Raw genomic sequence first — 25,102 nt, forward strand, 5'->3', positions numbered from 1 at the left:
GGTTCTTTTTCGAATCGCAATTGGTAGCAAGATGTCAAAGATGGCAGGGTGTTAACGAACATCGTGTTTCAGACTCAGCAGATAAGGCCGAACTTCTATTATGCCTTCGCGCTGAGCTCCCAAATACGGAAACGAATTTGGTGTGCAATCCGAGTCGATTTACGAGTCTGTTTCTGGTAACGTTAATTGAACGCTGTTTAACCAGAAGTGAAAAACGATGACGCTCCTCTATTCTGATCCTGTTTTTCTGAAACATGAGACGGGTCACCAGCCTGAAAACCCGGCGCGGATTCTTCCCGCCGTGCATCGGGTGAACCAGATCGCCATGCATGCCGGCTGTCCTCGAAGATCTTGGGACGAGGTCTCTGATTCGCGTCTGGAGCGCGTTCATGCGCGTGAGTACATTGACTTCGTTAAAACGTTTTCTCTCAAAGGGGGCGGCTTCATTGCCGATGATACGGTGGTTGGTCCCCAGTCATATCATGTTGCCCGCATGGCTGTGGGCGCTGTTTGTGATGCGGTGGAGCAGGTGGTTCAAGGAGCACACGAGCGGGCCTTCTGCCTGGTGCGGCCGCCCGGCCATCATGCGACAGCCGATGCGGCGATGGGATTCTGCCTGTTTAATAATGTAGCCGTGGGCGCGCGACTGGCGATTGACGAGCTGGGGCTGGAGCGTGTTATGATTGTCGACTGGGACGTCCATCATGGCGACGGGACGCAGGAGATCTTCTGGGAAGACGGGCAGGTCGGTTTCTTGTCGATTCATCGTGCGTCGTTTTGTCATGAAACGGGAACCGCCGACGAAACGGGGGCGGGTGCTGGGCTGGCAACGAACGTGAATGTGCCGGTCGAATTTGGTACGTCCCGGGAAGACTATCTTGCGATGTTCAAATCTGCCGTGGAACGTTTGGCAGAGAAGATCAGGCCGCAACTGGTTTTCATCAGTGCCGGCTTTGACAGTCATAAAGATGACCCGATTGGTTCACTCGGTCTGGAGAGCGAAGATTTCGGGCGTCTGACCCGGATTGTGCTGGACGTCGCAGCCGTGCATGCCGGCGGTCGTGTGGTCAGCGCGCTGGAAGGAGGGTATAATCCTTTAGCGCTGGCGGAGAGTATCGAATATCATTTGCTCGAAATGACATCGGCCTGAATTAGCTGAAAACACAGGAACCGGAATTCCGATCAGAGGCGCATCAACATGCCAATTCGAAATCTCAATAAGATCTTTCATCCTCGCAAGATCGCTGTCATCGGCGCCAGTCCTCGTCCGCTGAGTGTGGGGCAGACCGTTTTTCAGAATCTCTTTACAGGTGGGTTTGAGGGTGCCGTCTATCCGGTGAATCCCAAGTATGACAGGCTGGATGACCAGGTCTGTTATAACCGTGTGACTGACTTGCCGGAAACTGTTGATCTGGCGGTGATTTGTACCCCCGCGCACACCATTCCCGAGATCATACAACAGTGCGGCGAAGCAGGTATCCGGGGAATTGTGATCTTATCGGCCGGTTTTCGGGAATCCGGCGACGCAGGCAAGGAGTTGGAACAGCAGGTGCTGAAGATCGCCAGAACGTTCCCCGGTATGCGGATTGTCGGGCCGAATTGTCTGGGGGTGATGGCCCCGTATGCCAGGTTGAACGCCAGCTTTGCCTCGGATATGCCGTTGTCAGGGAATGTTGCCTTTATCTCTCAGTCGGGTGCGCTGTGCACTTCCGTGCTGGACTGGTCGCTGCAGGAAAAAATTGGTTTCTCGCACTTTGTTTCGGTGGGGAATATGCTCGATGTGGGCATTGCGGATCTGATCGACTACTTCGCGCTGGATCACCACACAACGGCCATCATTCTGTATATCGAATCGATCACCGAAGCACGGCAGTTCATGTCGGCGGCGCGGGCCTTCACAAAAAAGAAACCAATCATCGCTTACAAGGCGGGTCGTTTTACGGAATCTGCAAAAGCGGCTGCTTCACATACGGGGGCCATGGCGGGAGTCGACGCCGTCTATGAAGCGGCGTTTGCACGGGCCGGCGTGGTGCGTGTCTTTGAACTCGATGATTTATTCGATTGTGCCGAATTACTGGCGCGACAGAAGTGTCCCAAAGGTGATCGTCTGGCGATTGTGACCAACGCCGGTGGCCCGGGCGTAATGGCCACCGATGCACTGCTGGCCCGGCAGGGTGTATTGGCAACGTTCTCTGACGAAACGATTGAGAAATTGAGCGCCGTTCTGCCCAGTGCGTGGTCGCATGGAAATCCGCTTGATCTTCTGGGAGATGCGCCACCCGAGCGGTTTGGCAAGGCGGTTGAAATTGTGCTCGCCGATCCACAAGTAGACGGCCTGCTGGTGATCTTATCACCACAGGCAATGACCGATCCACCGGGCGCCGCGACAGCAGTGATCGAAGCGACTCGTGCGACCCAAAAGCCCGTGCTCACAGCCTGGATGGGAGGCGAAAAAGTACGCGCGGGAATTGAACGTTTTAACAACGCCGGCATCCCCACTTATACCTCACCAGAGCAAGCCGTCCGCGCATTTATGTATCTGGTTTCGTACGCGCGGAATCGGGAGTTCCTGTATGAAACTCCCCATCCCATGCCCGTTGATGATTCCGTTGATCGTGCCGGAATACGAGCGGTGTTTGAGTCTGCGATTACAGAGGGGCAGGACATTCTGTCTGAGAGTACATCAAAAAAAATGCTGGCAGGGTACGGGATTCCTATCACCAAAACAGAGGTCGCGCGCACAGCCGACGAAGCGGTGGCCTTCGCGCAGGAAATGGGGCAACCGGTTGTACTCAAGGTCTTCTCTGAACAGATCACGCACAAGACAGACGTGGGCGGCGTAGAACTGGACCTTGCGAACGAAACTGAAATTCGTGACGCCTTCGCGCGCATTCTGAGCCGGGTCCAGGAAAAACGTCCTGAGGCACAGGTCGAAGGAGTTACCGTACAGCCGATGGTATCAGACTCAGAAGGCCACGAGCTGATTGTCGGAGCCAAACGGGATCCCGTGTTTGGAATGGTCCTGCTGGTCGGGGCAGGGGGGACTGCTGCGGAATTATATCGGGACCGCGCACTGGTGTTGCCGCCACTCAATGAACGGCAGGCACGCGGTGCTCTGGAGTCGTTGCGATCCTGGCCTCTGTTAAAGGGATATCGCGGCCATCCTGCTGTGGACATGGAACAACTGATCGAAGTTTTGATTCGGCTCTCTTACTTTGTTTCTGATTTTCCCGAGATTGTCGAACTGGACGTCAATCCGCTGCTCGCCACGCCCGAGAAGGTGATTGCCCTGGATGCCCGGATTGTGATCGACCAGACAGATTCGAAAAAACCGCTCCGACCATATTCGCATCTGGCAATTCGCCCTTATCCGGAAGAATTTATTAAAAGTGTGACATTGAAAGATGGAACCGCAGTGCTGCTGCGTCCGATTAAACCGGAAGACGAATTGATGTGGCATGATCTGTTGGGAAAATGTTCGTCGGCATCCATTCACGCGCGGTTTCGTTACTCATTTCAGGCGACCACCCATGACATGGCAACGCGGTTCTGCTTTGTCGATTATGACCGCGAGATTGCCATCGTTGCAGAGATCCAGGATCAGGACCAGCGCCAGCTGATTGGCGTGGGAAGACTCGTTGCTGATGTCGATCATCAGGAGGCCGAGTATGCGGTTCTGGTCGAAGATCACTGGCACGGCCGGGGGTTGGGATCGTTCCTGACGGACCACTGTCTGGAGGTCTGTCGCGAATGGGGCATCCAGCGCGTCGTTGCGGAAACAGCGCCAGATAACCGCATCATGCTGGATATGTTCCACAAACGGGAGTTCCAAAAGGATGGTACAGACCAGTCCGATAGTGTGCTGCTGGTAAAGGAGCTGAAGAAATAAAATGCAAAAAAGCTTCCCGCAGTTTCGTGTCTTTCGTGGTAGAAAAAAACGAAAATCATTTGTGTAGATTTTGTTGGAAGAAGGGTTTGGTCTCCTGCGCTTTTTGCTCCCTCACGTTTAGGAATACACGCATCGCTATTTCAGCTCAAACGGCTCTCCCAGCACTTGAATGCTCAGCAGGTGATGCGAGGGCATTTTGGTGCCGCGTTCGACGACGGAGGTTTTGCCGTTTTTCTCGAGATCGGCTTTGGTTAACGTCCAGAGTACTTTCTTGTCGCGGGTGATTTCAAACGCCTGCACGTCGTTGTTCATGCCTTGGCGGTGATGATAGTCGGAGTTGATCACGACCAGATTGCCGTTGTTGCGGACCTGCACGCCGACGGGATACAACAGTTCGAAACCCAGATCGTCGTGCTTGTCCAACTCCCAGGTGATCTTGCCGTTCGGGTCGACTTCGATGATACGGTACGACGTGATGCAGGGGATCAGCGTGCGGCCGTTCGCCAGGCGAATCGCGGTGAAGGGGCGGTCGTTGTCGTTCAGCTTAAACCGCCAGACTTCCTTGCCGTCGGTGTTCAGTTCGAGAATGACTTTGTTATCGCGATACGAAATCAAATACGTGCCTTGCGGCGTTTTGCGTGCCTGCATATAGCGGTTGTGCGGGTTCTTGCCGCCGTCCGGCAGATCAATCGACAGCGTCACCTGCTTGTCACGGTTGACTTCCAATAATTTCTGATTGCCGCAATCCAGAATCAGCACCTTGCCGTCTGCCAGTGGCTGGCAGGAGTTGATTTCCTGCTTTCCTTTTTCGCGGGGAACGTTAAACTCCCAGACGGTTTCTTTCGCCGGATTCACTTCACGTACGCCAAACCGGTGACAAAACAGTACATTCCCGTTGTCCCGTTTCCAGGCATCGTAAACCGTTTCAATGTCCGGCTGCTGGTAGTGCCAGACGATGTCGTTCTTTTCATCCAGCTCCATCACTCCTTCACCATAGCCGATCAGCAGGCGATGCCCGGCTGTTTTGTTCGGCGTCTCCGCTGTGGCCAGTTGCAGCAGGGTACACGCCAGTAAGGTGATCCAGAGGGAAGTATGAAATTTCATGGTGCGCTTTCTATTTTTCGTTGTCTGTGAATCAGGTGGAAGACATGGGTGCCAGCTTGACCGGGTACGTATTTCCCGAAGCGAACTGCGGCACATAAATCGCGCCGTCGGCAGCCACGACCAGATCATGCGGATGGCGGAAGAAGCCCCCCTGCTGGTGCATCGGCTGTAGCTTTCCGTCGACGTATTGGGGCGCGGTGCCGCCGATGTTTGAGACGATTCGGTAATCTCGATCGAGGACCGAGATGTAGCCTTTGCTCTGTCGGTCTTTGGGCCAGTTATCCGCCAGGTGCGGCACGAACATATAGTCGCCAACGATCTGAATCATGCGTGGATTTGAGCCGGGCAGCGAAATTTCCTGGATCAGTTTGCCGTCCAGAGTCAGCCGTTTGATCGTCTGCTGATCGCTCATTGCGATGACCAGTTCGGGTTCGCCGGGGCCGCGTGAATCGATGATTCCTCCATGCGGGCCCCAGTGTGCGATGCCACCTTCCGGGCCGCCGAAGTAGTGCAGCAGCTTGCCCTCCCGGTTGTAACGCATAATGTAATCTTTGCCGTAGCCGTCCAGTACGAAGAAATCGCCGTTGGGCAGGTGCAGTGTCCAGGCGGGACGATATTCTTTCTCGCTGGCGTACTTGCCCGTCGATTGGGGATAGGTCAGCTCCATCAGGATTTCGCCGTCCAGCGTCGTTTTGAAGACACGGTGCAGATTGAGATCGGTAATAAACAACACCTCCCGATGGCCTTCGTTTACAATTTCCAGACCATGCGCGCCGGGAAAACGCGTGCCCCACTTCTTCAGTAGTTGACCCTCTTTGTTATAGACGATGACGTTATTCGTCGTCTCATCCGTCAGCAGAAAGATTCGACCTTTCGAATCGACGACCATCGCACTGCAGTTCTTCACCGGCGTTTTTTCATCGAGCACACCCCAACCGGCAACAGGTCGATACTGAAACTTCCCCTGGCCTAAAACAGGCAGCTTGTTTTCACTGGCGATCAGTTGATCGGCACCAAGAGCGCAGGCTCCTGAAAGCAGACTCTGATAGAGAAAATCGCGTCGATGAAGCCAGTGATCGGACATGGTCTACTCCTGCAAAATCGTGGATCGTCGTTACTTATTTTCCTGCAGCGTGCCAGCGTTTCATTTGCTGAATATTCGCTTCCAGGATCGCGGCGGTTGTGGGATCCCGCTTACGGGACTTGTCCAGGTATGGTTTCATATCGCTATCGTACATCGCCTCCGATTCGGGAAAGCGGCCGCGGTCGTCTGTTTCGAGTTCCCAGTTCGCGAGCAGACCCCGGAATTCAGAGAGCTGCTTCTGGCAGGCGGGGTCATCGGCCAGGTTGTGTATTTCCCAGGGATCGCTGGTTAAGTCATACAGTTCTTCTTCGGGCCGCGTCTCGGCGAGATGCAGTGACTGGGCGGCGTTCAATTTACCGGCGGCGTATAATTCGCGCAATACAGGCATGAACGGTTTACCGTCCTTGTACTTGCAGGGCTGGAGATAGGGGCGCTGTGGCAGGTAATTGCGAATGTATTTGAAATTTCCTTTGCGGATGCTGCGAATATGATCGACGGTCTCATCACAGCGATCGCGGGCCGACACCACATAGGTGCGCGGCTTGGCTTCTGGACCAAACAGGGGACGTCCCTGCATCGTCTTCGGAATCTCAATGCCTGCGAGAGCCAGGCTCGTCGCCGCCAGGTCGATGTGGGCGATTAACTCTTCACGTACTGATTTTGATCCGATGAACCTGGGTCCCCAGACGACGAACGGAATCTTCAGCCCTTCTTCATAGAGAAACTGCTTGCCGCGTGCGTGACTGATGCCGTGATCGGTCAGAAAAAAGACGATCGTATTGTCGAGCACGTTTTCTTTCTTCAGTTTGTCGAGGATGCGGCCTACCTGCTTGTCGGTATAGGCGACCGAGTTCAAGTAGGCGGCCCAGTCTTCGCGAATCACGGGGTGATCCGGGTAATATGGCGGTAGCGTTACTTCTTCTGCAGCGATCAAAGTCTCCAGACCGGTTTTCACTTCATCATACCAGCGATCGACGTTGCGCAGTTTTCCGCCCTGCAGTTGATATTGCGCGAAGAAGGGTTGGCCTTTCGCGCGCTTCGTCCAGTCCACGCCGTCATAGAGATCGGACTTTTGATAGACGAAGTTGTAATCCTCTTTACCGGGCCGCGTCCCTTCCGGGTTGGCGTTGGTTGTATAATAGCCGGCGTTCCGGAAGAGTTCGGGAACGGTCTGTACTTCTTTGGGCAAATGAATCTTCAACGCACCCCGTCCGCTGCGATGATGGTGGGCGCCGATGGTGGTTTGATACATGCCCGTAATCAGAGCCGAGCGAAACGTGGAACAGACCGGCGCCGTCGCGTACGCGTGATTGAATACGGTGCCTTCTCGTGCGAGTTGATCGACGTGGGGCGTTTTGACCAGGGACTCTCCCTGATAGCCAAAGTGGCACGACATATCGTCGACCAGAATCCAGACAATGTTCGGCCGCTGTGACGCGTGCGTGGGATTCTCTGCTGCTGCAATCCGAACGGACAGATTCAGTGTCAGGACCAGCAGGAGTATTGACAGTATGAGCGACTTCAGTTTCACGGTAGTTACTTTCGGATTGTGTGTGCGAAGCACAGCCTAGTCATTGGGATTCACGATATTTTTCCAGTCGGGATAAATGGGCCGCGTATTGGAATCTTTCCCTCCGTTTACGGGCGGAGCAGGGGGAACGGTAGAAAGTGTCTGCTGCAACATCCGCCGGGACTGTTCGCCTTTATTACCCGCTTGACCGGCGGTGAGGTTCTGACTCTCTTTGAGATCTTGAGGCACGTTGAAGAAGCGGCCGTCGCGATAAAGTTTGAATTGCCCGTCACGAACATATTGACTCCCCTGGAAGCGGCCCCAATACGGTTGATAGTGACAGAGCACCCAGTCGCGGGGCTGGCCCGGCTGGCCGTTCAATTGCGGTAAGAAACTGCGACCGTCGATGGGGTCGCTGTTCCCAAGCTGCACACCGGCCATCGCGGCGAATGTGGAATAGAAGTCGGTGAAGTCGATCAGGTCATCCAGTACCTTGCCTTTCGGCGTATGCCCTTTCCAGTAGGCGACGAGCGGCACGTGCGTGCCCATATCGGTGGTGGAACCTTTGCCCCCTTTGATCGTCTGGCCGTTCCACTGGGAGGTGATTTGCACGTTCGTCCCATTATCGGCGGTGAAGAGGAAAAGCGTGTTTTCCAGTTGTCCGATCTCGTCAACCTGTTTCACAAGCTTGCCGACGATTTTGTCGAGGTAGTTGACCATCGCCACGAAGTTCGCTTTGCGGGCCTTTTTGCCTTTGGGTTGTTTGTTCGCGGCTTGTGTGCGCGGTGCGTCGCCAATCGTATCGGGCGTGGGCACAAACGGGTTGTGGACCAGCACCGTGGGATAATAGACAAAGAAAGGTTCATCTTTATTGCGCTGGATGAAGTCACACAGAAAGTCCGATACGATGTCGGGGCCATATTTGCCCTGATTGTCTTTGACCGACAGATACTTGCCGTTCTGTTCCAGAGGCGGACTCCAGAAACGCTCGCCGCCCCCTGACTTGCGATCGTGTACTGTCCGGGTCACCTGCCACAGACAATATTCATCAAAGCCCGCTTTGAAGGGCCGCGTGTTGTCGGCGTGACCTTCTGCCCCGTGATAGAGTCCGTTGAGCTGCCACTTGCCGGCGATGGCGGTTTTATAACCGGCGGCCTGCAGCATCTGCCCGAACGTTTTTTCTTGCGGATTCAGATAACCGAAGTGCGTGTAGTTGCGGAAACTATATTTCCCCGTCATCAGCTTGACCCGGGACGGCGTGCAGAGGGGCGTGGAATAACAGTTCGTAAAGCGAATTCCCTGTTTCGCCAGCGCATCAATGTGCGGCGTTTTGTAATCGTCCGCGCCGTACGAGCCGAAACATTCCCAACTCACATCATCGGCCATGATCAGAATGATATTCGGCTTACGCGATTTCTGCGAAGCCGCCTCGGCTTCCAGCACACCAGCCGAGAACACAATCAACAAGATCAATGCGAGCTGCTTCATTTCGAGCGCAACCTTTAACAGGGTGAACGAACAGGGAATCATGACTCAACAGAAGAGACACACCTACCATGCTACCTTGAGAGACATCACACGAACAGGATTTTTCGTGGAATTCGTGGCTGGTTTTCACCATGTGGGTAAGTTGTGGAAGCTACATTCCCTCATATTCCCAAAACCAGTGTTCGCCCAGTAAACGATAGGGGTCTGGTTTCAGGTTATGTGTCAGCGTCTCACGGATGAACTGATTCAGTTTGGAAATCGTCTGTTCGAGGCTGACCCATTCATCAAGCACGAATAAATGTTGTTTGCTCACAAGCTGACTGATCATCGAAGCGGTACAGACCTGTAACTCGTAGTAGTTACCGGCGTTATTTTCACCAACAAACAGTGTGGCCCATTCACCGAACCTGTAAGGATCGGAGGGAGCCCAGTCGAGCTCATGTTCATACCATCCGAAAGACAACACTTCCAGCATCGTTGAAATCCCCCGACGTTTCCTTGTGTTTAAAACGCGTTCTCAACCAGGAAGACTGTCAGTGACCGGGCACCGTGGGCGCCGATGACCAGGGATTGTTCGATGTCGGCGGTTTTGGAGGGGCCGGACATGAAGGTGCCGAAACTGGGGGTTTCGAACGAGAGGCGTTCGTAGGCGGCGTGCATGTGTTGCACGACTTCGGCAGCGGGAACCAACAGCGCCACGTGTTGTGAGAGGAAATAGAGGGTGCGTGCGGGGCCGCCGTCGTTGGTGATCCAGACGGCGCCGTTTTCGGCGACCGCGAATTCACCGGGCAGAATCGCGAAGTCGATGTCTTCGAAATCATGCGGGTCGGTGACGTTGCTGATCTCGACGTTGGCCGTACCACAGTTTGAGATCTGCGAACAGATTTTTTTCGATTCCTGATAGGCGGGAATTTCGCTTAACTTCTGATTGACCTCGTCTACGTTTTTGACGCGGGCGCAGACTCCGCCGACCGATGCCAGCATGGTAGCAAACTGCTCCGCGGGATCATCGTAGCTGATCCACTGCTGTGTCAACTCGGGCGCAGAGAGATCGGGGCGCTCTGTTTTGGGAACAGACTGGCTGCGGAGCCGATTCAAAATCTCATCTCTACTTGTTGTCATGATTCTTCTTCATCCACTCGCGAAAACTCTGTTTGGGGAAGTCCGGCAGCTCCCGTTGTTTGCCCCAGGCATTGAAGCGATTGTAAAGCAGGAATCGGGGCAGACGTGGCACAATGGCCCGCGCACATTTTCCCGCGAAGCGATACAGCCGCGGAGCCTGCATCATCCAGCCCATCATTTTCATTGAGAGCCGTTTCGAAAACGGCAACAGCCCGCGCACGCGAATCTCTTTTCGCCAGGTGAGCAGTTGATGATGCAAGTCGATCTTGACCGGACAGACGTCGGTGCAGGAACCACACAGGCTGCAGGCGAATGGAAGGCTGGAATGTTCTTTCGCATCTTTGGCGGGTCCTAAGATCGAACCGATGGGGCCGGGCACTGTATTGTTGTAACTGTAGCCGCCGCTCCGTCGATAAACGGGGCAGGTATTCATACAGGCGGCACAGCGGATGCAGTTCAGCGAACGACGAAATTTATCGCTGCCTGCAATTTCGCTGCGACCGTTGTCCAACAGGACGACGTGCATTTCAGCTCCGGGCGCCGGTCCATGAAAGTGAGAGGAATAAGTGGTGATCGGTTGTCCGGTCGCCGAACGTGCCAACAGTCGCAGGAAGACGCTCAGATCGTTGGCGCGGGGAATCAGTTTTTCGATGCCCATACAGGCGATGTGCAGTTTGTTCAACGACGTTCCCAGGTCGGCGTTGCCTTCGTTGGTGCAGACGACGAAACCGCCGGTTTCGGCAATCGCAAAATTGACGCCCGTGATGCCGGCTTCGGCGCCGATGAATTTCTGTCGCAAGTGTTGTCGGGCGGCTTCCGTCAGGTATTGCGGATCGGTGGCCCCTTTTTCGGTGCCCAGTTTTTCGTGAAAGAGTTCGCCGATCTCTTCTTTTTTGATGTGAATCGCGGGCATCACGAGGTGGCTCGGTGGTTTGTTCTGCAGCTGCACGATGCGTTCGCCCAGGTCGGTGTCGATAATTTCAATGCCCTGCCGTTCGAGGTAGGGATTGAGATGACACTCTTCGGTGAGCATCGATTTGCTCTTTACGACTTTGGTGACATTGTGCTGTTTCAGAATGCCGTGCACGATTTCGTTGTGCTCTTTCGCATCGCGGGCCCAGTGAACGTGGACCCCTTTCGCGTTCGCATTCTTTTCGAATTCTTCGAGCAGGTCGGGCAGATGCGATACAGTGTACGACTTGATTTTCGAAGCCTGCTCGCGGAGCAGTTCCCATTCGGGAATCTGTCCTGAAGCAGCGTCGCGTTTGGAACGCACAAACCAGAGCGACTGATCGTGCCAGTGCGCACGCTCTTTATTCTTGACGAACTCGGTTGCTAATTTTGGATGTGCTGGCATGTTATAAACACTCGGCAAAAATTTCTGAGATATGCATCACACGAATCGGTTTCTGCTGGCGGCGAATGATGCCGCTCATGTGCATCAGGCAGGACATGTCGAGGGCTGTCAAGACTTCGGTGCCTGCTTGCTCATGATCACTTACGCGGTCTTCGCCCATCATGCAGGAGACGGCTTCTTCGGCGACGGCAAACGTTCCCCCAAAGCCGCAGCATTCATCGGGCCGCTTGAGCGTGGTGACTTCGACGCCGTCAATGCTTTCGAGCAGCGCCCGTGCGGGGCCGAACGGTTCGATTCGGAGTTCGCTGGAGCTGGCCAGCCGCAATTCGCGTAAGCCGTGACAACTCTGGTGCAGGCCGACTTTGTGCGGAAAACGTCCCGCCAGTTTATCGATGCCCAGTTCGTTGGTCAGATACTCGCAGAACTCAAACGTTTTCGCTTTGAGGGCCTCATATTCCGGGTTGTCGGTGAAATATTCATCGTAATGATGTTTGACCATTGAGACACAACTGCCGGAGGGACAGACGACGGCATCGTACGATTTGAAAATTTCCAGAAAGCGGCGTGCCAGCGGGCCGACTTCGTTGGTGCAGCCGGTATTCGCCATGGGCTGGCCGCAACAGGTCTGGCTTTCGGGATATTCGACGTCGCACCCGAAATGTTCCAGTGTTTTCAGCGTCGCAATTCCCACTTGTGGGTACAACTGATCAATATAACAGGGAATAAACAAGCCGACTTTGGGCGCCATAGTGCAGGACTCAAATTGGATGCCAGAGAATAAACGGTAAAAACAATCTTGATCTTCATCTCCTTTATAGTCCCCTTCATGCCGATTGCCAAGCCGACGAAGGGGGAAGAAAGTTCAGACTGTGCTGCAGGGATTCCACAGATTACGTAACATTCTTGCGGAATCAGTGCGGTTTTTGAGTCCGTTCAACGCACTAAGCGGCTGGTGAGATCGCAACCGCGGCGGCGGTTTCCCAGTTGGTCCGGATGTGATCCAGATTTAATCCGCCGACCACGAGATTACTGACGCCGGGATTGCGCAGCACGAATGAAATCGCATCTGCGGCGGGAAGATGACCCGAGGCCAGCCCTTTTTTCACAATCACACCAATGCCCTGTTCGGCGGCAGTCTGAATGACGGCTGCGTGCGAACGATCTTCCAGGTGATATTCGAGCATCAAGACGTCGGCCCAGTCGAGTGCCGCCGTGGCGCCCGCTGGCGTTTTCCCGGAGAGACCGATCCAGCGAATCTTGCCTGCCTGTTGAAAGGACTGCAGCAGTTCTACCGTGTCAGTCTCATTCTGAATCGTTTCGTCATCGCCGTTCGAATGAATCAGCACGATATCCAGCACATCGGTTTTTAATCGCTTCAGACTGCGTTCGAGACTTGCCTCTAAACTGTCACGAGAATAATCATAGGTCGAGGCGCCGTTTTCAAACGTCTCACCAATTTTGGTGGAGAGCAGAAATTCAGAACGGCGGTGCGCAAGGAACTGTCCGATTCGCTCTTCACTGATGCCGTAGGCGGGCGCGGTATCAATATGATTGATGCCCAGATCGAGCACCGAATTCAGCAGACGTTCGGTGGTGGCATCGTCGGGAAGCTCATACGCCTTGCTGTATTTGATCTGCTGGTTGCGGCCGATTTTAAACGCGCCAAAGCCGAGTGCGCTAATCGAAGCACCGGTGTTTCCTAAAGGGCGGTATTGCATAGTTCCGTTTCCAAAAAGCCGTTCAGGCTGCTTCTTCATTCGATTGAATCTCATTGAGCGTGACCCAGTTCTCTGCGGTTTCCCACGGCGGCTGTGCCACCTCGGGTGTGGGAAGTGAGGAAAACACATCCAACCAGGATGCATCGTCGGCGGTCGGCACGACGTTCATCTGAGACAGATTCTGGCAGACCTCTTCGGCCAGTCGGGGTGCCAATGCCAGTTTCGCTGGCCAGGCGGTCAGCAGATTGCCGTCTTTCAGGATTTGAGGGGTTTCCGGTCGGAGTCCTGATTTGGTCACGCCTTCGGCGCGATCGACGGCGTAGGAATTCCATTCGAGTCCCGTCAGGTCGATGCCGGGAACACAGGCGGCGAGTTCACGGGCGGCATGCGCGATCAAATCGCGACGATTCATGGTCACGCCGACTTCCGCAACCTGACCTCCTAACTGCCAGACGGTCCGACCTTGGGAATCGGTGTCGGACGTAATCGTGACCCTGGTTTTTGCCCCATCGACACAATGGCCACTGAAGGCAGGCAGATCGCCTCGGACCAGTGCCATGTGTAGCGGCCGGGTTTGCATGCAGGGACTGTCGGTCGAATCTGTTTGTCGTCGTGCCTGTTTTCGAAGTCCTTCGTTGCCACGGCCCGCCGTCAGCAAGACCGCCTCGGTTTCGATGGTCAGTGGTTCCCCGGTTGCCGTTTGAATCTGGACCGCAGTAATGTTTCCGTTGGAATCGAGTTGAAATTTCAACTGCTCCGGATCGTATTTGAAAATCTGGTTCCGAAATGAATCGGCAAAATTGGTGATCAGGCTATACGGGGAGATAACCTGTTCTTCCATCACGCCGATCGAGCCGGGGCAATTTGCCAGAACTTCGGGTGCGTCTTCCGGCGCGAGGTTCTGGGGCGCGACTTGCAGTCCCATTTTGGCGCCGAACATGCCCAGCCGTGAGGACAGCGATTCGGTACGCCAGAGATAACAGTGGGGGGAGCGAATTTCGGTTTGTGACAGATCAGGACTTTGTTCGCCCGCCAGCGACTTTCTCCAGATCAGCGGCATTTCACGGATGCGTCGGGCCGAGCCGGTCATCATGCCCTGCAGCGTGTATTTCAAACCGCCGTGGATGATGCCTTGTGAAGCAATTGTCTGACCGCTTCCCAGCGTGAAAGCTTCCAGCAGAATACAGCGGTATCCCTGTCGGCTGGCTTCGCTCAACGTCCAGAGACCAGCGATGCCTCCTCCCAAAATGACTAAATCAGCACTTGGCACACCGAGAATCCTTTCTCTGATTAATACTGGGGTGGCCTTCGATTAATGTAAAAGAGACGGCTTTGCAGCCGCCTCTATTTTGACAGGTATGCCCGGATTCGAAAAGACAAATCAGCGTGAATGCACTGACCAAACAGTCAGTTTAATGGAAAAAGCAGCCGAAGCCGGCCAATCTGCTCTATTCGGGAAGAAGTTTTGATCAAGGCCATCATTGTTTGATTTGCACGATGGCTTCGACTTCGACAGCGATATTGCCGGGCAGTGAGCCCATGCCCACGGCACTGCGGGCAGCACGTCCATTTTCTCCGAAGATTTCCACGAGCAGTTCGCTGAAGCCATTAATGACTTGCGGGTGACGTTTAAAATCAGGGGCCGCATTCACCATGCCGAGTACCTTGACGAAACGTTCGATCCGATCGAGGTCGCCCAGGTACTGTTTGAGCGTCGCCAGCATGGTCAGGCCAACGGCGCGCGCGGCTTCAACGCCTTGTTCTTCGGTTAAATCATCACCAACGCGACCGGTGTGCATGCTGCCATCCAGCTTGACGGGGCCATGACCAGAGACATACAGCATGTTATCCACTTGAACGACAGGATTATAGATTCCGCCCGGTTTGGGAGCTTCGGGGAGTTCCAGTTTCAATTCCTGAATTTTCGCTTCAATACTCATGGTTGATTCCTGTTTTGATTCGTGGTTGATGTCAACTGCCCGGGATGCGGCCTCGCACGAAGCCGCTTTCTTCGTGACGAATGCCAGCGGCAGACGAGCAAGTGTCTTGGTCTGGCCTATTTCTTAAGTTTGTTTCTTCCCAGAATAAATACCGGAAAACGGATTTCCAATCGTGGGAAGGGCACTCTTTTGAAAAACAGAATGATCCAAAACAGCGAAATTTGCGTTTTCCTTTGTGATCTACAATGAAAAATCGAAAAACGGGGTGAAAAATACTTTTTGTTTTCACTCTGAGACAGTTATGATGTCCGAGAGACAATCGTCTTAAACTGAATTCTTAAAAGGGAGTTAAGCAGACTATGGAAGATCTATGGCCCGTGGTGGTTTTTGCACTTGTCGGCATTGGTGTCTTATTAGTTATTGTCTTTCTGGCTTTATTTGCCCGCTATTTCAAATTATGGATTCAGGCGTTTAGTTCGCGTGCGAAAATCGGCCCTTTTTCTCTGGTCTTCATGTCCCTGAGAAAAGTAAAGCCCTCGGTGATTGTCGATACGAAAATTATGGCCGTGCAGGCGGGATTAACGGATATTCCGACCCAGGCCTATGAAGCACACTATCTGGCAGGGGGCAACGTGCATCGGGTGGTGCATGCTTTGATTGTCGCTCATCGTGCCCGAATCGAACTGGACTGGGATACCGCGGCGGCGATTGACCTGGCTGGCCGAAATATTATTTCTGCCGTTGAGACCAGCGTGGACCCTAAAGTCATCGATTGTCCCGATCCGAAGAAAAGTGGGCGGCCCACCCTTGATGGCGTTGCTAAAGATGGCATACAACTGAAGGCCCGTGCTCGCGTGACTGTGCGGACCAACTTGAAACAGTTGGTCGGGGGAGCGACAGAAGATACGATTATCGCCCGTGTGGGTGAGGGAATTGTGTCTGCCATCGGTTCCTGTGAAAGCCATAAGGAAGTCCTGGCGAATCCGTCTGTGATTGCCCGGAATGTGCTGGCGCGTGGATTAGATTCCCAGACGGCGTTTTCTATTGTGTCCATCGATATTGCCGATATTGATGTGGGCGACAATATCGGCGCTCGTTTGAGAGCAGATCAGGCAGACGCCGATGTACGCGTGGCCCAGGCCCGCGCTGAAGAACGACGTGCGGAAGCCGTCGCTTCAGAACAGGAAATGTTAGCACGAACTCAGGAAAACCAGGCCAAAGTGGTTCTGGCGGAAGCAGAGATTCCCCTGGCGATGGCAGAAGCGTTCTCGGAAGGAAGCCTGAGAGCCAGCTAGGAAGTGTTTGTTTGAATAGTATTTTGAAAGAATGTCGATCGATTCAATCAGTCCGGCTGTAAGGGATTCAACAGCACAGGAAATGGTTTCAAAGCAAACTTCTCCGATGAGTCGATAGATAAAAAAGACCAGACAGGATGTGTTTTTGGAAAAACTGGTTGAAATTTTGTTTGGTGATTGACTAATATTATGTCAGTGACAGCAGCAGGAGGTTGTTGTGGACTGAATTCTCCGGATCACCTCGAGAGAGTTTTCGTTTACCTATGACTGATATCGCAACAATAAATATTACGGAAAAACAACTGGACCTCCTCTTGTCTGGATTGCGTTACATACGCAGTGCAGAGAAATTGCGAGTGGAAGAGCCCACTCCCGAATACGTTCGGACTCGCACGGAGAAACTTCATGAGATAGCAACTCTGGTTGATACTCTGAATTCTTCACCACGCAAACAAAGTGCTGCTCAGGTTTGAGAATTTTCAGCGCTTAGGTTGAGTTTACTTCCCAGATCCAATTCAATAGGACGTTCCACTTGCGCGCAGAGCTCCTGGCGTTGCCGTGCAGTGATGTCGTATGTTTAATCTGCCTGTTGAAATGGGAATTTGATACCGCTTATGCGTTATGAGCACGTTTGCGTCGAAGCTGTTAGTTGTACTCTACCTCCCCATATCGTGACTTCCGATGAAATCGAAGCACAGCTGGAGCCCGTCTATGAACGGTTAGGTCTGCCCGCAGGTAGACTGGAACTGATGACGGGCATCCAGGAGCGACGATTTTTCGATCGGGGAACTTTGCCGGGTACGATTAGCGCGCAAACCGTCAATCAGCTGATTGACCAGGCGGGCTTTGATCGCAAGTATGTCGGTGCGTTGTTTCATGGGTCTGTCTGCCGCGATCAATTAGAGCCGGCGACCGCCAGTGGCGTGCATCATGCCGTGGGCTTATCTCAAAATGCCCTGGTACTTGATATCAGTAATGCCTGTCTGGGTTTGCTGAATGGGATGGTCTTTCTGGCCAATATGATCGAAATGGGCCAGATTCGTGCGGGCGTGGTAGTGGGTACAGAAGTCGGCCGCGATCTGGTGGAAGGCACAATCGAAGACCTGCTGCATGATGACACCCTGACCCGCAAATCCATTAAAAACGACTTTGCTTCACTGACCATCGGTAGTGGCTCGGCCGCGATTCTGCTTTGTGACCGTCGTTTGAGTCGAACGGGCCACCGCCTACTGGGGGGAAGCTTTCAGACCGACACTTCCAGCCACGAACTTTGTGCCGGCGGCGTCGAAGCACAAAAGCACGGCGATCATCGTCCCCGGATGCAGACCGATTCTGAATCGTTGCTGGTTGCGGGAGTGAATCTGGCAATCCCCACTTGGGAACAGACAAAACACACACTGAGCTGGCAGAATGAAGACGTCAACCGTGTGTTCACGCATCAGGTCGGCAAAGCGCATCGCAAATTACTTCTCGAAAAACTGGGCCTCGATCCAAGTCTGGATTATCCTACCGTCGAAACTCTGGGAAATACCGGAGCCGCCGCCCTGCCGATGGCCTGGGCACTCGGGATTCAGAATCAGGCGCTCAACGAAGAGGATCGAGTGGCGCTGTTGGGGATCGGTAGCGGGCTCAATTCTCTCATGTTGGGTGTCCAGTGGTAATTCAGTATCGTTTCAGCTCCGTCTAACGTAACTTTGTCTGCGGCCCACGCACCATTTCTCCTTCATGCCTAAACTGACAAAAGGGCCATCACGGCTAAAATTTATGTGAAGCTGTGTCGTTTGTGCGGGTGTTGCTGATTGGCCTGATTGTGTGGCTGGGTTGGGTTTTGATTAAATTAGCCCCGGACCATTTCTAAGTTCTGTTTATTACTGCAAATCCTGATGAACGGAATGATTGCTTTGAACGTTACGATCCGATTCACATCTAAGGGAGATCCTGCACCAAGATCTCAACAAAGAGATTGAGACGCGCTGGTCTCAATGACGGATCCGATGGTTCAACAAGGAATGTACAATGCGTCTTCGCCTTCTCTTTTCACTGGGGCTTGTTACTTCGTCAATGACAGTGACGAATGTCAGTGCAGAAACAGAACTGGCTGTGATTCCGCCTGCTCCCGCTGCTCAAGCGGACTATGATGGAACCGGCTCCGAGCTCACAGAAGTCAACGAAGTCTTCCAGCCAGCTCCGGAACAGTCATCAGAGCAGTCTGCCGATCAGCCGATGACGGATCAGGTTCCCGGAATTGACGGAGAAGAAACAGAAGACGAGATTATCTTTGATGATCCTACCACTGCAAAACCGGCTCCCAACCCTTACAAAGGGCTCTTTTTTGATAATACCTTTGGTGCCTATCTGAGTAATCCCAACAGCCCCTGGTTGTTAGGCGAGCGATTCAAGATGATGCCTCTGGGAGATGAATGCTCTCCCTATACATTGTCCGCCGGTGGTGAGTTGCGTCATCGTTATATGCACGAACAGAACCGGCTCCGCCCCGGTGGTCCGATCAATACCGATTATAATTTGTGGCGTTGGCGTCAATACTTTGACCTGCAGATCAGTGACGTCGCCCGCGTCTATTTTGAAATGCTGGATGGGTCCATTTTTGATAATGAACTGGCGCCCCTGGCAATCGACATCAACCGCTGGAATGTGCAAAACGCATTCGTGGATGTCAAACTGCATGAGTGGGATGGCGCACCCGGCTGGTTCCGTTATGGGCGACAGGAAATGCTCTACGGGGCGCAGCGTCTGGTATCACCTTTAGACTGGTCGAACACTCGCCGAAACTTTGAAGGGTTTAAATATTTCCACCATTCCGATTCCGTGCACATCGATGCTTTCGTGACGAACCCGGTGAATGCCGCCGCGGGTAATGTTCCTTTGAGTCGATACGACAACGGCCGCGATAAACCGGATACCTCTGTGACGTTCAGCGGGATCTATATGACGTTTTTGTCGGACGAGCCGCATGTCCTGGACCTGTATTACCTGTGGTTACGAGACGAAACTGTCACGCCGAATCGTCCCGACGGTTCACGTCACACGGTTGGTAGCCGATTCAAAACCACGTCCGAAGTACAGGATGCCTGCTGCGAAGTCAGCGGAATCTGGGACTTCGAAACGGAAGGCGCTTATCAGTTTGGTAATGATAACGGACAACGGGTTTCCGCCGGCTTCTTTACCTCAGTGCTGGGACATACCTGGACCAAGTTGCCTTGGAGCCCTCGTTTGAGCGGCCTGTTCTATTACGGTTCTGGTAACCATGATCCGAATGGCAGCACCAACAACACATTCAATACGCTCTATCCTCTGGGACACGCCTACTGGGGTATTATTGATAACCTGACGGGGCAGAACCTGTATGATTACAGCCTGCAGTTGAATGCAAAGCCTTCAAAAAAAGTCGGCCTGGTAGGAGCGTTCCACTGGTTCGAAAAAGCGACTGCCAACGATTATCTGTATAACGTCGCCGGTGCTCCCATTGGTGGAACAGGTGGCAGCCGCGATATCGGTCAGGAACTCGACCTGATCGGGACTTATACCTTCAATCCGAACTTCAACATTCAAGCCGGGTATTCCTGGTTCTGGTATGGTTCATTCGTCGGCACCAATATCCCGCCACGCAACACGGCGACACAGTTCTACGTGCAAACGACCATTCGTTACTAACCGGTGATGAGGAGAAGGTTCAGTCTCAGCTGAAGAGCAAGTTGTAGGGGTCGCCCTATGTGGCGACCCACCTGGGAACAGGCAACCTTATATCACCATGCAAATGGTACCGTAAACAACTTACTAACGTCGGTAGAAAAAACACGCCAACCCCGCGGGCGGACACATGGGGCCGCCCCTACACCAGACGTGAATTGATTACACCTAGTGCTTTGTCAAGCTGGAATATGAGGGTGGGGAGTGTTGTTTACGTGCTCCGTTGTCGCACTCTCGTGATATCTATCAACCCAAAATTTAAAAATGATACTCCACTAGCTCTTTATTTGCTTTCTGCTTTCAACTGCCCGTCGATCCAGTCCGCCATTTTTTCGACTTCTTCATGAATTGTGGGCCAGGGATGTCCGCCCCCTTCTTTGACGATGAACTTCACGGGGACGTCGGCTTTCTGCAGGGCGGCGACCATCGTGCGTGACTGTTGAATCGGCACCATGAAGTCCGCCGTTCCGTGGATGATTAGAAACGGGGGCAGGCCTGGCTTTACCAGTCGTGCGGGGGAGAAGGCGGTGCGCAGTTCATCCAGTTTTTCTGCGTCGATTGTTTCGGCACCTTTGGGGGTGATCAGTCTCCGAATCGACTGTGCCAGCCGATCTTCTCCACTGATATCGATTTTGAAACCGCCGTAATTCATCAGATCGGTTGGCGGAAAAAAGACGGCCACTGCTTTCACGCGGGTTTTCGATTGCGGTTCGCCTGCAGACACCGCCGCCATACAGGCCAGGTGTCCGCCCGCGGACGCGCCTAGCAATGCCAGCCGATCCGGGTCGATGTCATATTCTTTGGCGTGCTGTTTCACCCAGAGGATGCCCCGATTCACATTTTCCAGCATCTCCGGCCCGTTAAATTTGGCAATCGAACCGGGGCGAATTGCAAACACGGTATAGCCGCGGCTGCAGAAGATATCGAACATTTGGGCTCGCTTGTGATCCCGAATTTTTCCCCGATCAGAGTGGTAGGCGCCCGAGGCGACATCGACGATACCCAGTCCGTTCGACTGACCCACGGGAGTGAAAATATCCAGCAGCAGCCCGACGCCATGCACTTCCGCATAGACCACATTTTTTTGCTGATGGTAGGGGAGTGATGGCTTTTCTGCTGCCGTAACCGGTTTCAAAATAAGGAGTAAGCTAAAGCAGCACACCAGTGGGGTCCATCGGGAAAGAGCAGCCATCAACATAAAATCAGACCTGGATGCAGTAGAAAAGAAAGGAAATCAAGGGAACCGAGAATTCGTTAAATAAAACAGGGGTGTTACCCGTATCATAAACAAAAGTAATTCCTCAGTCGAAACTAAAACGGAAAAAGATGCGAAGCGGAACGGAGTCCGACCAGCGATTCTTACCAGAAAAGACTCGCAATCGTTTCAAAAATCCGGCTAAAATAGAGTAAAAGTCACATTTTCCAGAGGATGTCAGTTATGGGGAACGCAAACAAAATTCGAAACCAGGGGCTCTCCCGCCGCGATTTTATGCGACTCTCTGCAATGGGAGTGCTGGGCACGGGAATGTCCGGCTGGTTACGTCGGCTGGCAGCGGAGACCGCGAAGAATCCGCAGCGCAAACGCACCTGTATTCTGCTCTGGATGTCGGGTGGTCCCAGTCAATGCGACACGTTCGACTTGAAGCCTGAACACGAAAACGGAGGCCCCTTCAAACCGATCGACACCGATGTTGCTGGAATTCAGATCTCGGAGCATTTGCCTAAGCTGGCCACCGTGATGAAGCATCTGGTTCCCATTCGTTCGATGAGTACGAAAGAAGGCGACCATACGCGAGCCACGTATTTACTCCGCACTGGCTATCTTCCCTCTGGACCATTGACGTATCCGACAATGGGTTCGTTATTCAGCAAAGAACTGGGATCGTCTGATTCCGAGTTGCCGAACTTTGTCAGTATCGCACCGAACCGCACACTCAGTCCGAACGCCTACGGCCCCGGTTTTCTGGGTCCACAATTTGCACCACTGGTAGTGGGGGAAGGGGCCGGCTTTGTTCAAACGGACGATCAAAATGTCGACGCCGCTTTGAAAGTCAAAAACCTGGAGTTGCCGCAAGGCATCAGCCGCAAGCAGGCAGACAACCGACTGTCGATCTTGAAAGATCTGGAGAATGACTTCACCGCCACGCATCCGGGGGTTCCCACGAAAAGCCATCAGTCAGCGTATGAAGCCGCCGTGCGGATGATGCGTTCCAAAGCGATTGAAGCCTTTCAACTCGATCAGGAGCCGGATACTCTGCGCGACGCCTACGGTCGCAATCGATTCGGGCAGGGTTGTCTCCTGGCACGGCGCTTGATCGAGCAGGGGGTTCCCTTTGTCGAAGTCTCGTTGAACGGCGTTCAAGGTTCAAACGCGTTCGGCTGGGATACGCATCAGCAAAACTTCGAGGCGGTTCAAAGTTTGAGCGAAGTTCTCGACCCTGCCTGGGGAACGTTGATGACGGATCTCGAACAACGGGGGCTTTTAGATTCAACTCTCGTGGTTTGGATGGGCGAATTCGGTCGCACACCCAAGATCAATCAGAACACGGGCCGCGACCATTTCCCCGCTGCCTGGACCACCGTGCTGGGTGGTGGCGGCATTCGCGGCGGACAGGTCATCGGCAAAACCAGCGACGACGGCATGAAAGTCACCGATCAACCGATCGCGGTTCCCGATCTGTTGGCCACAATCTGCAAAGCACTGGGCCTCGATCCGGAAAAACAAAACATGTCCAACATCGGCCGCCCGATTCCCCTCGCCGACCACGGCGCGAAACCAATCGACAAGATTTTAAAGAGCTAAGGTTCGTTTTAGAGTAATTGTTCGATTCAAAGTGAACTCATGCCGTGTGTCACTAATATGTGTTTGTTCATGTCATATATTCTAAAATGATATCTAGTCCGATGTTTTATAGTGCTTAACTTATGTTATCGTAATGAAGTTTTAACGAAAGTGACATTTGTTAATTTATGTAAACGAACATATATAATGTTGATTTTGCCATAGGCTTATTGTACAAATGAAACGTATTGCATGTGGTCGTATGGGTATACTGATAGGTTCGGTAGACTTGAATGGAAATACGATATGCAGTTTTAACAAGCAATTATTCATCCAGCCATTTTACTTAACTTTTGAAAGGATGTATTGAGATGGGAAGTTTAGTGAGATTTTCTCTTGTTGTTGTTGGATACTTTGCCTTGTTGCCAGCAGGTCAATATTTTTGTTCTGATTCAGTCGATCTCTCTGAAATGAGTCATATCCGGGGAGGAGCTTGTTCCCACAACTATCAGACGACTGCTCTCGGTGGAACCACATACTGTGGCTGTTCGAGCGACACAGTGAGGGTAAGGGATTTGCAAGGAACCGCTGAGGTTTCTATGGTTAGATGTGGTAATAATAATTCCTGTAAGTACCCTACGAATTTTCCGGGAGGTGGCTGTGGCGGCGGCTAAACTCACTGATCTTTTACAGACAAAAGTATTTTATGTAGAGAACAATTTCGCCGACGGTGTTTGTTTTTCTTAATGGAATATTATACCAAGGCCCAAACGGTGGTTTTTTATTTTATGAAGTTTGTCTTTGCGATGATGCTTGGAGGGGCGATTTTTGCCGCAGTTCTCTTTTCTTCCAAAAGTAACAGATCATTCAATAGTAAAGACGTCAATGAGACTCTGCCTTCAGAGGGAGCCAGTGCAGAAAAAGAAGTTTCACCCGACCAGCTTCTCAGATTGTTCCCAACAGAATTAAAGCCCATTGAAACATTCCCACGAATGCTAGATTTGGTAGAACTCAAAAAAGTAACAAAGCGTTTAGCACCAGTATGGCCTGATTTTAAGATTTATAAAGTAACGCATGCTGTAGAGCTATGGGGAAGAGGGGTAGAGTTTCCTGCTGAGAATTATCCATCTATCTATGAAGATAATCGCTCACCATATTCAACAAAAGAGTTGTTTCAATGCCTGCTGAATACTGAAAAGCATGAAGAAATGTCTCATGGCGAACCCCCTTTACTCTTTCGGACTAAGTGGGGAATTGGTGTCAGGAATAATAATCCTCGTACAATCAGCACAGAAGGAAGCATCAAGCATGAAGACGCCTTACTAAGCATCCTAGCTGAGTCCGGAATGTCTATTTCTGAACCCGTGATCGTTTCAGGAAGATCTTTTTCAGTTAAAGATTTAGTTCTGAATTCAATGATGGAATTCGATGAAGAGCAAGAGCTTGAATGGACCCTTAATTCTTTAGCCAGATACCTTCAGCCTGGACAGCATGCCTGGAAAGGTACAAATGGCAAAGACGTATCGCTGGATATTATAACAAATAAATTGCTCGACCAGAGTTTTGGTAGTGGTGCCTGTTATGGGACCCATGCAGTATATTCACTTGCTGTGATCTCAAGATTAGATGAGACATCTTCGTTTTTACTACCTGAAACACGTCGCCGAATCGATCACTATTTTGAGGAAGTAGTTGAGTCTTTAATCAATACTCAAACAGCAAGAGGGGCGTGGCCCAAATATTGGCATAAGAGTATTTTTTTGACAGACTATGAAAAAAAGAGCAATATGCCTTCTTTCAGGCAAGAACCATTTCAAGAGATATTAAGCACAGGACACCACCTCGACTGGATTGCGATTGCTCCTTTGCGATACAGGCCTCCTGTTGAGTGTATTACAAGAGCCTGTCTCTTTACCTTAAATCATATCAAGCAAGTGCCGACGCCAAAGATCGCTTTTTTTTATATCCAGTTTACACATGCCATTCGCGGAGTTTGCTTTTTAAGTGGAGTTCACCCAGGAGTACTTGTATTGACGAGTGATCATGATTTAAGAATGTTTAACTTCCCAAGATATACAGTTATTACAAAAGCTCCAGAATGAGAT

The 25,102-nt window shown here is 52.4% G+C and carries 19 protein-coding genes; 7 read left to right on the forward strand and 12 right to left on the reverse strand.

Annotated elements, in window-relative coordinates:
- Positions 1 to 217 precede the first annotated feature (217 nt).
- Both Enr17x_RS00105 and Enr17x_RS00110 read left to right on the forward strand, forming a co-directional pair.
- Positions 218 to 1,150, forward strand: a complete 933-nt coding sequence (locus Enr17x_RS00105; protein ID WP_145305229.1) for a histone deacetylase family protein — start codon at positions 218 to 220, stop codon at positions 1,148 to 1,150.
- Positions 1,151 to 1,198: 48 nt separating this feature from the next.
- The gene (locus Enr17x_RS00110) at positions 1,199 to 3,889 is read left to right on the forward strand and encodes a bifunctional acetate--CoA ligase family protein/GNAT family N-acetyltransferase (protein ID WP_145305230.1); all 2,691 of its coding nucleotides are present in this window, start codon (positions 1,199 to 1,201) and stop codon (positions 3,887 to 3,889) included.
- Between the two features lie 135 nt (positions 3,890 to 4,024).
- Here Enr17x_RS00110 and Enr17x_RS00115 read toward each other — a convergent pair whose 3' ends face one another.
- The 11 genes from Enr17x_RS00115 to Enr17x_RS00165 all read right to left on the reverse strand — a co-directional run bounded on the left by Enr17x_RS00115 (position 4,025) and on the right by Enr17x_RS00165 (position 15,212).
- Positions 4,025 to 4,993 (reverse strand): beta-propeller domain-containing protein, encoded by a 969-nt coding sequence (locus tag Enr17x_RS00115; RefSeq protein WP_145305231.1) that lies wholly within the window; start codon positions 4,991 to 4,993, stop codon positions 4,025 to 4,027.
- Between the two features lie 31 nt (positions 4,994 to 5,024).
- Positions 5,025 to 6,077 (reverse strand): NHL repeat-containing protein, encoded by a 1,053-nt coding sequence (locus Enr17x_RS00120; protein WP_145305232.1) that lies wholly within the window; start codon positions 6,075 to 6,077, stop codon positions 5,025 to 5,027.
- 34 nt (positions 6,078 to 6,111) lie between these two features.
- On the reverse strand, positions 6,112 to 7,641 hold the full coding sequence (locus tag Enr17x_RS00125) for a sulfatase family protein (RefSeq protein ID WP_232100899.1): 1,530 nt from the start codon (positions 7,639 to 7,641) through the stop codon (positions 6,112 to 6,114).
- A gap of 3 nt (positions 7,642 to 7,644) precedes the next feature.
- Positions 7,645 to 9,075 (reverse strand): sulfatase-like hydrolase/transferase, encoded by a 1,431-nt coding sequence (locus Enr17x_RS00130; RefSeq protein ID WP_145305233.1) that lies wholly within the window; start codon positions 9,073 to 9,075, stop codon positions 7,645 to 7,647.
- A 151-nt stretch (positions 9,076 to 9,226) separates the two neighbouring features.
- Complete coding sequence (locus tag Enr17x_RS00135) at positions 9,227 to 9,550, reverse strand: Imm8 family immunity protein (RefSeq protein ID WP_145305234.1); 324 nt, start codon at positions 9,548 to 9,550, stop codon at positions 9,227 to 9,229.
- Between the two features lie 29 nt (positions 9,551 to 9,579).
- The gene (locus tag Enr17x_RS00140) at positions 9,580 to 10,197 is read right to left on the reverse strand and encodes a LutC/YkgG family protein (RefSeq protein ID WP_145305235.1); all 618 of its coding nucleotides are present in this window, start codon (positions 10,195 to 10,197) and stop codon (positions 9,580 to 9,582) included.
- Positions 10,184 to 11,554 carry a lactate utilization protein B gene (locus Enr17x_RS00145; RefSeq protein WP_145305236.1) on the reverse strand — a complete coding sequence of 457 codons (1,371 nt, stop codon included), beginning with the start codon at positions 11,552 to 11,554 and terminating at the stop codon, positions 10,184 to 10,186. Before Enr17x_RS00145 ends, Enr17x_RS00140 begins: the two co-directional genes overlap by 14 nt.
- A 1-nt stretch (position 11,555) precedes the next feature.
- Positions 11,556 to 12,302: a (Fe-S)-binding protein gene (locus tag Enr17x_RS00150; RefSeq protein ID WP_145305237.1), complete on the reverse strand. Its 747-nt coding sequence runs from the start codon at positions 12,300 to 12,302 to the stop codon at positions 11,556 to 11,558.
- A 193-nt stretch (positions 12,303 to 12,495) separates the two neighbouring features.
- The gene (locus tag Enr17x_RS00155; protein WP_232100900.1) at positions 12,496 to 13,311 is read right to left on the reverse strand and encodes an aldo/keto reductase; all 816 of its coding nucleotides are present in this window, start codon (positions 13,309 to 13,311) and stop codon (positions 12,496 to 12,498) included.
- Positions 13,295 to 14,542, reverse strand: coding sequence for an FAD-dependent oxidoreductase (locus Enr17x_RS00160; RefSeq protein WP_145305238.1), 1,248 nt, complete (start codon positions 14,540 to 14,542; stop codon positions 13,295 to 13,297). Before Enr17x_RS00160 ends, Enr17x_RS00155 begins: the two co-directional genes overlap by 17 nt.
- 208 nt (positions 14,543 to 14,750) lie before the next feature.
- A complete protein-coding gene (locus tag Enr17x_RS00165) occupies positions 14,751 to 15,212 on the reverse strand; it encodes a RidA family protein (RefSeq protein WP_145305239.1) in 462 nt (153 codons plus the stop codon).
- Between the two features lie 359 nt (positions 15,213 to 15,571).
- On the opposite strand from Enr17x_RS00165, the gene floA reads away from it, so the two are divergent.
- The 3 genes from floA (at position 15,572) to Enr17x_RS00180 (ending at position 20,179) form a co-directional block, all read left to right on the forward strand.
- The gene (gene floA / locus Enr17x_RS00170; protein ID WP_145305240.1) at positions 15,572 to 16,507 is read left to right on the forward strand and encodes a flotillin-like protein FloA; all 936 of its coding nucleotides are present in this window, start codon (positions 15,572 to 15,574) and stop codon (positions 16,505 to 16,507) included.
- Positions 16,508 to 17,121: 614 nt separating this feature from the next.
- Entirely contained in the window at positions 17,122 to 18,168 is a 1,047-nt protein-coding gene (locus Enr17x_RS00175) for a 3-oxoacyl-ACP synthase III (protein WP_145305241.1), read from the forward strand.
- 355 nt (positions 18,169 to 18,523) lie between these two features.
- Positions 18,524 to 20,179: an alginate export family protein gene (locus tag Enr17x_RS00180; protein WP_145305242.1), complete on the forward strand. Its 1,656-nt coding sequence runs from the start codon at positions 18,524 to 18,526 to the stop codon at positions 20,177 to 20,179.
- A gap of 319 nt (positions 20,180 to 20,498) precedes the next feature.
- On the opposite strand, the gene Enr17x_RS00185 is transcribed toward Enr17x_RS00180, so the two are convergent.
- On the reverse strand, positions 20,499 to 21,377 hold the full coding sequence (locus Enr17x_RS00185; protein WP_232100901.1) for a prolyl oligopeptidase family serine peptidase: 879 nt from the start codon (positions 21,375 to 21,377) through the stop codon (positions 20,499 to 20,501).
- Positions 21,378 to 21,653: 276 nt separating this feature from the next.
- Between Enr17x_RS00185 and Enr17x_RS00190 the strand changes: the two genes are divergently transcribed.
- Together Enr17x_RS00190 and Enr17x_RS00195 are read left to right on the forward strand one after the other, a co-directional pair.
- A complete protein-coding gene (locus Enr17x_RS00190) occupies positions 21,654 to 23,018 on the forward strand; it encodes a DUF1501 domain-containing protein (protein ID WP_145305244.1) in 1,365 nt (454 codons plus the stop codon).
- Between the two features lie 725 nt (positions 23,019 to 23,743).
- Positions 23,744 to 25,099, forward strand: a complete 1,356-nt coding sequence (locus tag Enr17x_RS00195; protein WP_145305245.1) for a hypothetical protein — start codon at positions 23,744 to 23,746, stop codon at positions 25,097 to 25,099.
- Positions 25,100 to 25,102 lie beyond the last annotated feature (3 nt).

Origin of the sequence: Gimesia fumaroli, assembly GCF_007754425.1 — a bacterium.
GTDB classification, from domain to species: domain Bacteria; phylum Planctomycetota; class Planctomycetia; order Planctomycetales; family Planctomycetaceae; genus Gimesia; species Gimesia fumaroli.